8 protein-coding genes and 1 pseudogene are annotated in these 13,428 nt (G+C 63.5%); 4 read left to right on the top strand and 5 right to left on the bottom strand.

Going from position 1 to position 13,428, the window contains the following annotated elements:
* Nucleotides 1-224: 224 nt before the first annotated feature.
* Entirely contained in the window at nucleotides 225-6,521 is a 6,297-nt protein-coding gene (locus QX071_RS17275) for a HAMP domain-containing protein (RefSeq protein WP_315703842.1), read from the top strand.
* Between the two features lie 13 nt (nucleotides 6,522-6,534).
* On the top strand, nucleotides 6,535-8,028 hold the full coding sequence (locus QX071_RS17270; RefSeq protein WP_315704279.1) for an HWE histidine kinase domain-containing protein: 1,494 nt from the start codon (nucleotides 6,535-6,537) through the stop codon (nucleotides 8,026-8,028).
* 115 nt (nucleotides 8,029-8,143) lie between these two features.
* Here QX071_RS17270 and QX071_RS17265 read toward each other — a convergent pair.
* Together QX071_RS17265 and QX071_RS17260 are read right to left on the bottom strand one after the other, a co-directional pair.
* Nucleotides 8,144-9,287: pseudogene (locus tag QX071_RS17265) on the bottom strand (molybdopterin-dependent oxidoreductase); the annotation flags it as partial.
* Nucleotides 9,288-9,727: 440 nt separating this feature from the next.
* On the bottom strand, nucleotides 9,728-10,288 hold the full coding sequence (locus tag QX071_RS17260; RefSeq protein WP_315703841.1) for a type 1 glutamine amidotransferase domain-containing protein: 561 nt from the start codon (nucleotides 10,286-10,288) through the stop codon (nucleotides 9,728-9,730).
* Nucleotides 10,289-10,512: 224 nt separating this feature from the next.
* Here QX071_RS17260 and QX071_RS17255 point away from each other — a divergent pair, with 224 nt between their 5' ends.
* Complete coding sequence (locus QX071_RS17255) at nucleotides 10,513-10,806, top strand: hypothetical protein (protein ID WP_315703840.1); 294 nt, start codon at nucleotides 10,513-10,515, stop codon at nucleotides 10,804-10,806.
* A gap of 514 nt (nucleotides 10,807-11,320) precedes the next feature.
* Here QX071_RS17255 and QX071_RS17250 read toward each other — a convergent pair.
* The 3 genes from QX071_RS17250 to QX071_RS17240 form a co-directional block, all read right to left on the bottom strand.
* On the bottom strand, nucleotides 11,321-12,067 hold the full coding sequence (locus QX071_RS17250; RefSeq protein WP_315703839.1) for a hypothetical protein: 747 nt from the start codon (nucleotides 12,065-12,067) through the stop codon (nucleotides 11,321-11,323).
* Between the two features lie 261 nt (nucleotides 12,068-12,328).
* Nucleotides 12,329-12,541: a hypothetical protein gene (locus tag QX071_RS17245; protein WP_409977489.1), complete on the bottom strand. Its 213-nt coding sequence runs from the start codon at nucleotides 12,539-12,541 to the stop codon at nucleotides 12,329-12,331.
* The gene (locus QX071_RS17240; protein ID WP_315703837.1) at nucleotides 12,519-12,746 is read right to left on the bottom strand and encodes a hypothetical protein; all 228 of its coding nucleotides are present in this window, start codon (nucleotides 12,744-12,746) and stop codon (nucleotides 12,519-12,521) included. Before QX071_RS17240 ends, QX071_RS17245 begins: the two co-directional genes overlap by 23 nt.
* A 285-nt stretch (nucleotides 12,747-13,031) precedes the next feature.
* Between QX071_RS17240 and QX071_RS17235 the strand changes: the two genes are divergently transcribed.
* Nucleotides 13,032-13,385, top strand: coding sequence for a DUF6481 family protein (locus tag QX071_RS17235; RefSeq protein WP_315703836.1), 354 nt, complete (start codon nucleotides 13,032-13,034; stop codon nucleotides 13,383-13,385).
* The last annotated feature ends 43 nt before the right edge of the window (nucleotides 13,386-13,428 follow it).

The following is a 13,428-nucleotide window of genomic DNA, read 5'->3' as shown; positions in this document are numbered from 1 at the left end:
GCGTCCGGCCGCTCCGTCCCCAGCGCTGTATGCGGCCCGAAAAATCGGCCATGACATCGGAACCAATGCGGGGCAACAGCGTTATGGCGCGTGGCTTGTCGCCGGGTTCCATCGGCCGACTTAGATCGATCGCTCTTGATTTAGCGGTTGGCGACAGCTTCTATGCAAGTGCAAGGTCTGCATCGCAGATTCTTGCGAGGATGTACTTGCGTTTGGGGGACTTGATGAGCGACATCGATTCCGAAGCTGCCTCGCCGACGGTGCCGCGCCCGGCCAAGCGCAACACCAACGGCCTGAGCAAGCCCGACGCACGACAGGATCTGCTGCACGCCCTGCAGGCGATGCGGTCCGGCGATTTCTCAGTTCGTATGAGCGGCGATTATGTCGGAATTGACGGCAAGATCGCCGATATATTCAACGAGATCATCGCCGCAAACGAGCGCATGGCGCAGCAACTCGAACGCGTCGGCCAAGTGGTCGGCCGCGAAGGCAAGACGCGACAGCGCGTAAAGTTTGGCCTTGCGTCCGGTTCCTGGGCCGACATGGAAGACTCGGTCAACACCTTGATCGACGATCTCCTCTGGCCCACCCGCGAAGTGACGCGCGCCGTTGCGGCTGTTGCGCAAGGCGACCTGCTGCAGACCGTGAAGCTCGATGTCGACGGCCGACCGCTCGCCGGCGAGTTCCTGCAGTCCGCCAACATCGTCAATACAATGATCAAGCAGCTCAGCGTATTCACCTCGGAGGTGACGCGCGTCGCGCGCGAGGTTGGCACCGAAGGCAAGCTCGGCGGCCAGGCCCAGGTGCCGGAGGTGACAGGCGTCTGGAAAGACCTGACCGAGAGCGTCAACTCGATGGCCAACAATCTCACCGGCCAGGTCCGCAACATCGCGGAGGTGACGATTGCGGTCGCCAACGGCGACCTTTCCAAGAAGATCACCGTCGACGTGCGCGGCGAAATTCTGCAGTTGAAGGAGGCCATCAACACGATGGTCGATCAGCTGCGTTCGTTCGCGGCCGAAGTGACGCGCGTCGCCCGCGAGGTGGGCACGGAGGGACGGCTGGGCGGCCAGGCCGTGGTGCCAGGCGTCGGCGGCACCTGGAAGGATCTCACCGACAACGTCAACCTGCTCGCGGCAAACCTCACCACCCAGGTCCGCAACATCGCCGAAGTCACGACCGCGGTCGCGCGCGGCGACCTCTCGCGCAAGATCACCGTCGATGTGAAGGGCGAAATCCTCGAGCTGAAGAACACCATCAACACCATGGTCGACCAGCTCAACGCGTTCGCCGGCGAAGTCACCCGCGTCGCCCGCGAGGTCGGCACCGAAGGCAAGCTCGGCGGCCAGGCCCAGGTCCCCGGCGTCGCCGGCACCTGGAAGGACCTGACCGACAACGTCAACTTCATGGCCTCGAACCTGACCGCGCAGGTTCGCAACATCGCCGACGTCGCCACCGCCATCGCCGGCGGCGACCTCTCCAAGAAGATCACCGTCAACGTGTCGGGCGAGATCCTTCAGTTGAAGGAGACGCTGAACACGATGGTCGACCAGCTCAACGCCTTCGCGGGCGAGGTGACGCGCGTCGCCCGCGAAGTCGGCACCGAAGGCCGGCTCGGCGGCCAGGCCAACGTGCTCGGCGTTGCCGGTACCTGGAAGGACCTGACAGAGAGCGTCAACTCGATGGCGTCCAACCTGACGGCTCAGGTCCGCAACATCGCCGAGGTGACGACCGCCGTTGCCAATGGCGACCTGTCCAAGAAAATCACCGTGGACGTGCGCGGCGAAATCCTTGAGTTGAAGGACACCATCAACACGATGGTGGATCAGCTCAATGCCTTCGCCGGTGAAGTGACACGCGTCGCACGCGAGGTCGGTACCGAAGGCAAGCTCGGCGGACAGGCCATGGTGCGCGGCGTTGCCGGCACCTGGAAGGACCTGACCGACAGCGTCAACTCGATGGCGTCCAACCTGACCGGCCAGGTCCGCAATATCGCCGAAGTCGCCACCGCGGTCGCCAAAGGCGACCTCTCGAAAAAGATCACGGTCAATGTTTCGGGCGAAATCCTTCAATTGAAGGAGACACTGAACACGATGGTCGACCAGCTCAATGCGTTCGCGGGCGAAGTCACCCGCGTCGCACGCGAGGTCGGCACCGACGGCAAGCTCGGCGGCCAGGCCGAAGTGCCGGGCGTCGCCGGCACCTGGAAGGATTTGACCGACAGCGTCAATTCGATGGCCGGCAACCTCACGGCCCAGGTCCGCAACATCGCCGAGGTCGCGACCGCGATCGCCTCGGGCGACCTGTCGCGCAAGATCACAGTCGACGTCCGCGGCGAGATCCTCAGCCTGAAGGAAACGCTGAACACGATGGTCGACCAGCTCAACCGCTTCGCGGGCGAAGTGACCCGCGTCGCGCGCGAGGTCGGCACCGAAGGCAGGCTCGGCGGCCAGGCCAACGTGCCTGGCGTCGCCGGCACCTGGAAGGACCTGACGGACAGCGTCAACTCGATGGCCGGCAACCTCACGGCCCAGGTCCGCAACATCGCCGAAGTGACGACCGCCGTGGCCCGCGGCGACCTCTCACGCAAGATCACCGTCGACGTCAAAGGCGAAATTCTCGAACTGAAGAACACCATCAACACCATGGTGGACCAGCTCAACGCCTTCGCCTCCGAAGTGACGCGCGTCGCCCGCGAGGTCGGCACCGAAGGCAAGCTGGGAGGACAGGCCGAAGTGCCCGGCGTCGCCGGCACCTGGAAGGACCTGACCGACAACGTCAACTTCATGGCCTCGAACCTGACGGCGCAGGTGCGTAACATCGCCGACGTCGCCACCGCCATCGCCAGCGGCGATCTCTCGAAGAAGATCACGGTCGACGTGCGTGGCGAGATCCTGCTGCTCAAGGACACCTTGAACACCATGGTGGAGCAGTTGCGCTCGTTCGCGGCCGAAGTGACGCGCGTCGCCCGCGAGGTGGGCACGGAGGGACGGCTGGGCGGCCAGGCCGTGGTGCCAGGCGTCGGCGGCACCTGGAAGGATCTCACCGACAACGTCAACCTGCTCGCGGCAAACCTCACCACCCAGGTCCGCAACATCGCCGAAGTCACGACCGCGGTCGCGCGCGGCGACCTCTCGCGCAAGATCACCGTCGATGTGAAGGGCGAAATCCTCGAGCTGAAGAACACCATCAACACCATGGTCGATCAGCTCAACGCGTTCGCCGGCGAAGTCACCCGCGTCGCCCGCGAGGTCGGCACCGAAGGCAAGCTCGGCGGTCAGGCCCAGGTCCCCGGCGTGGCCGGCACCTGGAAAGACTTGACCGACACCGTGAATTTCATGGCCGCCAACCTGACCGAACAGGTGCGCGGCATCGTCAAGGTCGTGACCGCGGTCGCCGATGGCGACCTCAAGCAGAACCTGACTGTGAAGTCGAAGGGCGAGGTCGCAGCGCTTGCCGAGACCATCAACAACATGACGGAGACTCTGGCGACCTTCGCCGATCAGGTCACCAGCGTGGCGCGCGAGGTCGGCGTGGAAGGCCGGCTCGGCGGCCAGGCCAATGTGCCCGGCGCTGCCGGCACCTGGAAGGATCTGACCGGCAACGTCAACCTGTTGGCTGCCAACTTGACGTCCCAGGTCCGCGCGATCGCGGAGGTCGCGACCGCCGTGACCAAGGGCGATCTCACGCGCACCATTCAGGTCGATGCGCGCGGCGAGGTTGCGGAGCTCAAAGACAACATCAATACGATGATCACCAATCTGAGGCTCACGACCGACCTCAACACCGAGCAGGATTGGCTGAAGACGAACCTCGCCAAATTCACCAACATGCTGCAAGGCCAGCGCGACCTGACCACCGTCGGCCGGCTGCTGCTGACCGAGCTGACGCCGCTGGTCAACGCGCATCGCGGCGTGATCTACCAGGTCGAGAACGAATATACGCCGCAGCTGCGGCTGCTCGCCGCTTATGCCGATGATGGGATCTATCCCCACCCGCAAGTCCTGCAGTTCGGCGAGGGCCTGGTCGGCCAGTGCGCGATGGACAAGCGGCAGCGCCTCGTCGCCGATATCCCCGCCGATGCCATCCCGGTCGGCTCGGCGCTGATGCGCGTTATCCCAAGGAATTTGGTGGTGCTGCCGGTCCTGTTCGAGAACCAGGTCAAGGCCGTCATCGAGCTTGCGTCCTTGACGACATTCACGACCTCGCAGATGACTTTCCTGGAGCAGCTCACCGACTCCATCGGCATCGTGCTCAATTCGATCGAAGCCACGATGCAGACCGAAGGTCTGCTGAAGCAGTCGCAGCAGCTCGCCGCCGAGCTTCAGGCGCAGCAGCGCGAGCTGCAACAAACCAACGAGCAGCTCGAACAGAAGGCGCAGCAGCTCGCCGAACGTAACGTCGAAGTCGAGCGCAAAAATCAGGAAATCGAACAGGCCCGCCGCGCGCTGGAAGAAAAGGCGACCGAGCTCGCGCTCACGTCGAAGTACAAGTCAGAGTTCCTGGCGAACATGTCACACGAGCTGCGCACGCCGCTGAACAGCATCCTGATCCTAGGCCAGCAGCTGACCGAAAACCCCGACGGCAACCTGACGGCCAAGCAGGTCGAATTCGCCCGCACCATTCATGGCGCTGGCACCGACCTCTTGAACCTGATCAGCGACATTCTCGACCTTTCCAAGATCGAGTCCGGCACGGTGACGGTCGACGCGGAGGAGATCCTCACGTCCAACCTGCTCGAGACTGTCGGACGGCCGTTCCGGCATGAAGCCGAGAACCGCCAGTTGTCATTCGACATCGACGTCGATCCGAATTTGGCGCGCAGCATCGTCACCGACTCCAAACGCCTGCAACAGGTCCTGAAGAACCTGCTCTCCAACGCCTTCAAGTTCACGGCCGAAGGCGGCGTGCACCTGAAGGTCGCCGCCGCCGTCGGCGGCTGGAGCGCTGAGCATCCCGTCCTCAACACGGCGCCCGCCGTGATCGCGTTTGAAGTATCCGATAGCGGCATCGGCATCCCGCAGGAGAAGCAGAAGCTGATCTTCGAGGCGTTCCAGCAGGCCGATGCCGGGACCAGCCGCAAATACGGTGGCACGGGTCTCGGACTTGCGATCAGCCGCGAACTCGCGAACCTGCTCGGCGGAGAAATCCATCTCAGGAGCGCGCTCGGCAAAGGCAGTACGTTCACACTCTATCTGCCGCTGAAATATGCCGGCCCGACCGTGGCGCCGCGCACGAGCTCCGGCTCTTCGTCCCAATATGCGCAGTCTTCGACCCTGCAGCAGCCGACGTCCCAGGAGCGTGTCATCGAGCAACTCCCGGATGACCGGCTTAACCTCGACCCCGGCGATACGATCCTGCTGATCGTCGAAGACGATCCACACTACGCGCGCGTACTGATCGATCTCGCGCGCGACAAGGGCTTCAAGGTCTTGGTCGCCAGCCGTGGCGCGGAAGCGCTCGACCTTGCCAAGCAATACCAGCCCGCGGCGATCTCGCTGGACGTGTTCCTGCCGGACATGCTGGGATGGACCGTCCTCAGTCAGCTCAAGCACAATCCGCTGACCCGGCACATTCCGGTGCAGATCATCACGCTGGATGAAGACCGACAGCATGCGCTGGCGCGTGGCGCGTTCTCCTTCGTCAACAAGCCGACGACGACCGAGGGCGTGAGTGCAGCCTTGGCGCAGATCAAGGAATATGCCAAGCCGCGCCGCAAGCGCCTGTTGATCGTCGAAGACAACCCGGCCGAGCAGCTCAGCATCCGCGAACTGCTCGACCACCACGATATCGAGATCATCGCGACCGACACGGGCGCCCATGCGCTCAGTGTCTTGCGCGGCTCTCCTTGCGACTGCGTGGTACTGGATCTGCGTCTACCTGATATGAGCGGCTTCGACGTGCTGGATCAGCTTCGCTCGGATCCTACGCTCTCCGGCGTGCCGGTCGTAGTCTTCACCGGGCGCGAACTCTCGGCCGAAGAAGACGCGGAACTTCACACCATGGCTCGCAGCATCGTGGTCAAGGGTGTTGAATCGCCGGAACGGCTGCTCGACGAGACGTCGTTGTTCCTGCATCGCGTGATCACGGAACTGCCGGCCGAGAAACAGCGGATGCTGGAGAAGCTCAACAGTTCCGACGAGGACCTGATCGGCAGAACCGTGCTGCTGGTCGACGATGACGCGCGGAACATCTTTGCTCTGTCGAGCGTGCTGGAACGACGCGGCATGAAAGTCCTGACCGCAACGACCGGCAACGAGGCGATCGAGCTCGTTGAAACCAACCCGACGATTGCAATCGTGCTGATGGACATCATGATGCCGCAGATGGATGGTTACCAGACGATCGGCGTGATCCGGCAAAATCCAAACTTCGCCCGCCTTCCGATCATCGCGCTCACGGCCAAGGCGATGAAGGGCGACCGCGAAAAGTGCCTCGAAGCCGGCGCATCGGATTATCTCGCCAAGCCCGTCAACACCGAGCAGCTACTCCTTGCGATCCGCATGTGGCTGCATCGCTGAGCGGTTGATGATGATGGAGCATGAAAAGATCAACATCCTTCTGGTCGACGACCAGCCAGCCAAGCTCTTGGCTTATGAAGTCATCCTGAAGGAACTCGGGGAAAAGCTCGTCGTCGCGACCTCCGGCCGCGAAGCGCTGGAGATATTGTTGAAGACCGAGATCGCGGTCATCCTGGTCGACGTGTGCATGCCCGAACTTGACGGCTTCGAGCTTGCCGCGATGATCCGGGAACATCCACGCTTCCAGAAGATCGCGATCATCTTCATATCGGCGATCCAGGTCAGCGACTTCGATCGCCTGCGCGGCTATGAGATGGGCGCGGTCGACTATGTGCCGGTTCCGGTGGTGCCGGAAGTGTTGCGCGCCAAGATCAAGGTGTTCGCGGAGCTCTATCGCAAGACCCGGCAATTGGAGCGTCTCAACGCCGAGCTCGAGGACCGTGTGCGCGCGCGCACGGCCGAGCTCGAACGTTCGACGGCACAGCTCGTCGAAAGCGAGCAACGGCGCAGCATGGCGATAGCGGCCGGAAAGATGGGCTCGTGGGACTGGGACGGCGTCAACGGCGACTGGATGTGGGACGATGGTCAGTATCGCATCTTCGGCGTTGACCCCCACAGCTTCGAAGTCAACTCGACGAACATCATGGCGCTCTGCCACCCGGAAGATTCCGTGCGCCTGCAGGACATGATTGCCGATTTCTCCAAGGGGACCAAGTCATTCGAAGCGGAGTTTCGAATCAAACGGCCGGACGGCGAGCAGCGCTGGTGCGTGGCGACGGCCGCAGCGACCACCGACACGGCAGGTCGGGTCCTGCGCGTCAGCGGGGTCACCGTCGATATCACCGATCGGAAGAACGCCGAGGAGCGCCAGATGCTCCTGACGCGGGAAGTCGACCATCGCGCCAAAAACGCGTTGGCGTTGGCACAGTCGATCGTCCGCCTGACCCGCGCTGAGGACGTCCAGGCCTATGTCCGGGCCGTCGAAGGCCGCATCAGCGCGCTGGCGCGCGTCCACACCATTCTGTCGCTGTCCAGTTGGCAAGGTGCTGAAATCGGCCGGCTGGTGGCGGAAGAAGTTGCTCCCTACGCGAACGGCGGGCAGATATCGTCTTCGGGAGAGGAGCTGCAACTGCAGCCGGCCACCGCGCAGACGCTTGCGCTCGCCCTGCATGAGCTCGTCACCAACTCGGCGAAATATGGCGCGCTCTCGGTGCTGTCCGGGCAGATCTCCGTGAGCTGGAGCGTCGAAGATGACCACCTCGATCTGGTCTGGGTGGAGACCGGCGGCCCCCTGGTGCACGTGCCGACCTCGCGCGGCTTTGGCACGCGCAGCCTGATGGCGAGCGTCGAGAGCCAGCTCGGCGGCCAAGCCGTGTTCGATTGGCGGCCGGAGGGGCTGATCTGCCGCTTGCTCGTGCCGATTGCGCGCACAGCGACGGGCACGGATGGCCACGCCACGCATGCCGGCGTGGCGGCTGTGGCGTCACTGCAGCGCGCTGTCGGCTAGAGCGGTTTGCGATCGGGTTGAATCGCGAGGGATTCCCAAATCGGTTCGGCTCTGATTCAATTTGCTTGCAGCAACGGAGGCAGGCAAAGAATGGCAGGATCGTGCTCGGTCGATCTTTGACCGTCTCGACCCCGTGCCGATGCTGGGTGATGCCCATGCCGTAATTGGCGATCACCGCGTGAGCCTTGGCGTAGACTTTTGCCGCCTCGAGGATTTCGGACCGGCGCAATCCGCACGCGCGCTCGATCTCGCTCCATGACGCCTGGCGGCAATAATTGGCGAATTCATCGAAGCCCGACGTGTGCTGTTCGATGAACATCACGTCGAGCACGCGTGGGCTCTTGGTAGCAAGTGCCGCGTCGTCGGCTTCGATCACGGCCTTGCAGAGACCGAGCAGGGCCGCACCATCGCCGCCAATGCGCAGCTGATGATATTGCGTACTGATCCGCGTCCCGCCTGTCAGCAGCATCTCAACCGGGTTCTGCGGATTGGTGAACCGCTCGAGGCCCCGTTCGCGCAATGGATTGAACGTGATGATGGGGACGCCCCGCTTCGCCGCCTCCTCCAGCGGGTGCAGCATGCGCGGCGAATTGGTCGTCGTGTTCTGGCCGAAGAACAGGATGCAGTCGGCCTTCTCGTAATCCGGCAGCAGTACGGTGCCGACGGGAACGCCGATCACCTCCGGCAAAGCGACTGAGGTGGACTCAGTGGCACATGTTCGAGCTGTCGGGGAAATTGTTGGTCCCGTACATGCGTCCGAACAGCTGATACATGTAGCTGGCTTCGAGCGAGGCCCTTCCCGACGTGTACATCACGACCGAACGTGGATCGAGCCGCTTCAGCTCGACACCGATATCGCGAAAGGCCTGCTCCCAGACCACCGCAACGTAGCGGTCCGATCCCGGATCGCAGCGCATCGGATGGGTCAGGCGCCCCTGCTCTTCCAACTGGTGATCGGACCACGTTCTTAATTTGCTCAGCGTATGCGAGGCGAAGAACTCCGGCCCGACGGTCTTTCGGGTGATCTCCCACGCCGTCGCCTTGGCGCCGTTCTCGCAGAATTCGAACGGACGAGGTTTCGCCGGCTTGGCCCATGAGCAGCTCACGCATATGAATCCGTCCGGCTTGTTCTGCTTGAGCAGGATCTCGCTGCCGAGCAGCGCAACCTCCTCCTGGGTCAGAATGCTGGCGACCGCATGCAGCGAGCCCCAGCCACCGGCCGGTGCATCATACTGCTCGACCTTTGCTTTCCGTCTCATGGCGGGATCTCCGGCGAATAAGGCGGGCAACCAATGAGAGGAATGGAAGTTCCGGAATCGCACGGAACGCTTCCGTGCCGCACGCTTCGTGTGGGACGGGAGTCGGCGATGCGCGCCGAGTTGACCTTGCTCGTTGATCTTGCTCGTTGACCTGGCACAGCGGCCCGCCGGGCGATCTGCCCAAAGAGCCAGCCCTGGCTTTATAGGATTCGATCTATCGCTCTCGGAATGAGCAGCAGATCAAGCGGCATGACAATCGCGGCACCACATTAGGAACATTCGACGCCGCGGAGCGTCTTCTCTCCGCTCCCGGCAGCGTTCCCCCATCACGTCGGGAGCACTCCGTGTGGAATGCGGCCCCGGCGTTCGGCCCCATCGAGCGCCGGGGCCGTTGACGTTGCTCTGAGGTTGGACCGCCAAGCCCAGCCCCTGCCTGACCGTCAAGCAGCGCTCCGCTGCAGGTGGCGCCCTTCCTTGACCTCCTCGATGATCTTGGCGCTGAATGCCTCGAGGTCACCGGGATAGCGCGAGGTGATCACGCCCTGATCGACCACCACCTCAGCCTCCACCCAGGTGGCACCGGCGTTCACGACGTCGGTCTTGATCGACTTGTAGGAGGTCATCTTGCGGCCCTTGGCAATCCCGGTTTCGATCAGCAACCACGGCGCATGGCAGACTGCCGCGACGATTTTCTTCGCCTCGAAAATATCCTTGATGAACTTCAGTGCCCTTGGCTCGACGCGCAGCAGGTCTGGGTTGATCTGTCCACCCGGCAGCACGACCGCGTCGTAATCTGACGCCGATGCTTGTTCGAGGGTCCTGTCCACCTTGACCGGTTGGCCCCAATCCTTCTGGTCCCAGCCCTTGATCTCTCCGCCGACCGGCGAGACGATCTCCACGGTCGCACCGGCCTGTCTCAAGCGGTCGCGCGGCACTTCCAACTCGGACTGCTCAAATCCGTTGGTGGCCAAAATCGCGATCTTCTTTCCTGACAAATCCATCGCATGCTCCCTCGATGACCTGGATAGCGGTCAATGAGGCCACGCCGGCATCGTTCCCCGCTCCGGGTTTCTGATGCTCTCTGGCCGCCTCACAATTCATAGAGCTGCCCGTTCATCACTGGGAACACCGCCGGTCCAGAGTCGTTGACGACCGGCACGGGCCTTCCCCGTGTGCGGCGGAACGTACGATGGACCGCTGCGGATGCTGCGATCCGGAGTGTGTGGTGCCCTACGCTCTGTTCGAAAACGATGAAAGATTGACGCGCCCGTTTCGGACCGAACGAGAGGTCTGGGAAGCGGCGGAGCGTGCGGATCTCATCACGCTCGGTACGCACGGCGAAAAGATCCTGGACAATGATTTCGAGATCAAAGCCTGCGAGGCGGCGCCGGACGAGCTTGCGGCGCCTCACCAGGAGATCGTCTTCACCAAGAGCGAGCCGGAGGATGCGGGGAGGAGCGGTCCTCCAGAGCCGAGGCCGCTTCCGTCTCAGACCAAAACGCGGGAGGCATCATCCTGAAAATGCGGTGTGGTGTTCGTCACGCGCGCATAACGTCCGGTCGGCGACAGACACTGCACAGCCCGAATCATTGTTGAGCAATTCGTTGCTCCCACCGGCGCCGGTCCGGCTCGACCGAGACACACCGCGTGATACCTCAAGTGCGGTTCGATCGCGAATCCGAGCTACCTCGCGGCAGCTGGACCGGAACATGAGGCGACGTGCTCACCACCCGCCAACTCCCGTCCCGAGCGCTCCGGCTTCTTAGCGTTTCCAGCACCAAGATGAATTTTTCCGCAAGCATGGCCGCCATCCAAACCACTGGCGCACTTCGCTTTTGACGTCGAAGGGCGCGTGACTGCTTGGAGAGGCTGATCGGCCTTTGTTTCAGCACGATGTCGTTCGCCGCCCAAATTGGTTTCGTGGGGCTTTCCGGTCGTCCTTTCGTCTGCCGCCACGTGCTGTCACGAAAAAGCCGAGGCGCGGAGCACCCCGGCTTCTGACAAAGTCGCCTTGAGAGATGGCGGTCCCGGCCTCAATCGCAGGAGCGCGGATCGACCGCAACGTACTCACCGGATGGATAACGATAATAGCAGCCTCCCTGCGAGAGGTAGTAGCCGGGACGCGACGCCGCCGTCGCCCCGACAAGGGCGCCGGTCGCGCCGCCAACCACCGCGCCGGCCGCGGCCCCGCTAGCGCGTCCCGTCAGCAGGCCGCCGAGCACGCCACCGACAATCGCGCCGCCAAGCGCGCTGGCGCCGGGATCCGCGGGAGGCGGAGGCGGAGCCGGTTCGTAGGCGACCGGCGGCGGCGCATAGGCCGGCGCTGGGGCATAGACGATGTCGTCGGCATAATCCTCGGAGACGTAGGTCGGCGGCCCCTCCAAGCGCTCTGGATAGTAGTACCAGACCCCGCCGACATCCCACCACCAGCCGTCCCGGCCATCATGGACTTCGTGGCGCCAGCGCCCACCTTCCCAGCCGAGGCGGCCCCGATACGGATGTCCGCCGAAGTCACGGGCCACGACGGCGCCGCGGGCGAAGCGGGCGTCCGGCCCGCCGCCGGCCACAGGCCCGGTCGGGTGCGGGCCGACCTGCCGCGGGCCGGCGGCATGACCGGCAGCGGGACCAGGCCCGGACGGGCGTGCTGCCGGCGCCGGCGCGCCCCGCGGGACCGGATGGCCTCCCGGGCCGTTTTGCTCCTGCGCCTGCGCGGACAGCGAAAATGCCGTCACAAGCGACATCACAGGCAGCAACGTTCTTATTCGGTTGAATGCCCTCATTCTCGCCTTCCTCGCTCGCCTATCCCTTGCACTGGCCGCGGCAACGCCTTGAGAACTGCGATCTGTCGAGATCGCATGAAGCGAAGCACCTGCCGGCCACCGTCCCGACAGATCGGCAAGATCACGCCGATTTTGCGGCGAATCCCGCAGCCCGATCTCAACTTCACGCGCTATGTCCATGATTTGCTTAGCGGCTTACGGAAACAATCCGCCTCATCTCCGCCACAATAGAGCGGGCTCGCTGTCCTGATCGGGCGGACTTCAGCGGGCCGGCTCGATCACATTGCAATTGGTTCGGCCGGACATCAGGCAGTCCTGCATCTTGCTCGCGGCCGTCAGGTCGTGCGCCAGCCAAAGGCCGAAAGCGAGCATCGCGGCGGCAATAAGCAGCCCGGCGATCGCGCCTCGCCTGCCATTGTCGGCGTTCGGATCACTCAAGGAAGGCTCCTGGTCAGACGCCGCGTAAACCGACATGCGCCTTGGTCGGCACCGCCGGCCCAACATAGGTGCAGGTGGTCAGCCATATCAACTGCTGGCACTGCCAATCGACACCGAGGACCCGGCTTGCGACCGACGTCGGCTGCGTCACGACAGTTGCCATCACGCTGGCGCTGGCGGCGACGATCGCGATCGCGACGGCAAGCGCCAGCCTTATGCGCCTCGACGACAATGAGGTCATGCCCGGTGGCTCCTTTGGAAGCGCAAAACGGCGCCTGCTGCCCTGAATTTGTGATTTCAACCACAACCGGCCGATCCGGCTCACCGTGGGCAGCTAAAATGGAGATCGCATTACGGGCTGCAATGGCGATAAACCAATTGTCATCTGGGTATGCGATCCTGTACACACTGGCTCCCGTCGCGCCCTCATGCTTGATCAAGAGATCGCTGAACGGCGAATCGACGGTGACGCCCAACCACCGATCCCACAAGCAACCCAAACAGCCACGCGAAGCGACCACATTCGATGAGAGGATTTAAGGAACCCGGATTTGCCGACCGGCAAAAGGCGGCCCAAGACGCGCGCAAGTCGATCTTGGAGAAATTCCGCGCCCAGCCCAAGCCGGACGATCCGGAAATGGTGAAGCGTCGCCTCGAGCGGGAAGCCGTGGCAGCACGGCGCGAAGAGGCACGTTTGGCGCGCGAAGCGGCCAAGGCTGAACAGAAGCGGCTCGAGGAAGAGGCCAAAGCGGCCGAAGCTGCCCGATTGGCCCGCGAGGCGGAAGAAGCTGCCGCGCGCCAGGCTGAGATCGAGGCCGAACAGAAGGCAAAACGCGACGCACGTTACGCTGCGCGCAAGGCACGCGGCAAGAAGCGATAGAGACAACGCAAGGCGGGCGGGGCTCGGCGGTCCGACCTCGTCC

This window comes from Bradyrhizobium sp. SZCCHNS1022, from assembly GCF_032484835.1.
GTDB lineage: Bacteria > Pseudomonadota > Alphaproteobacteria > Rhizobiales > Xanthobacteraceae > Bradyrhizobium.
The sequence above is the reverse complement of the archived record's forward strand: the minus strand, read 5'-3'. Positions and strand labels throughout refer to the sequence as shown.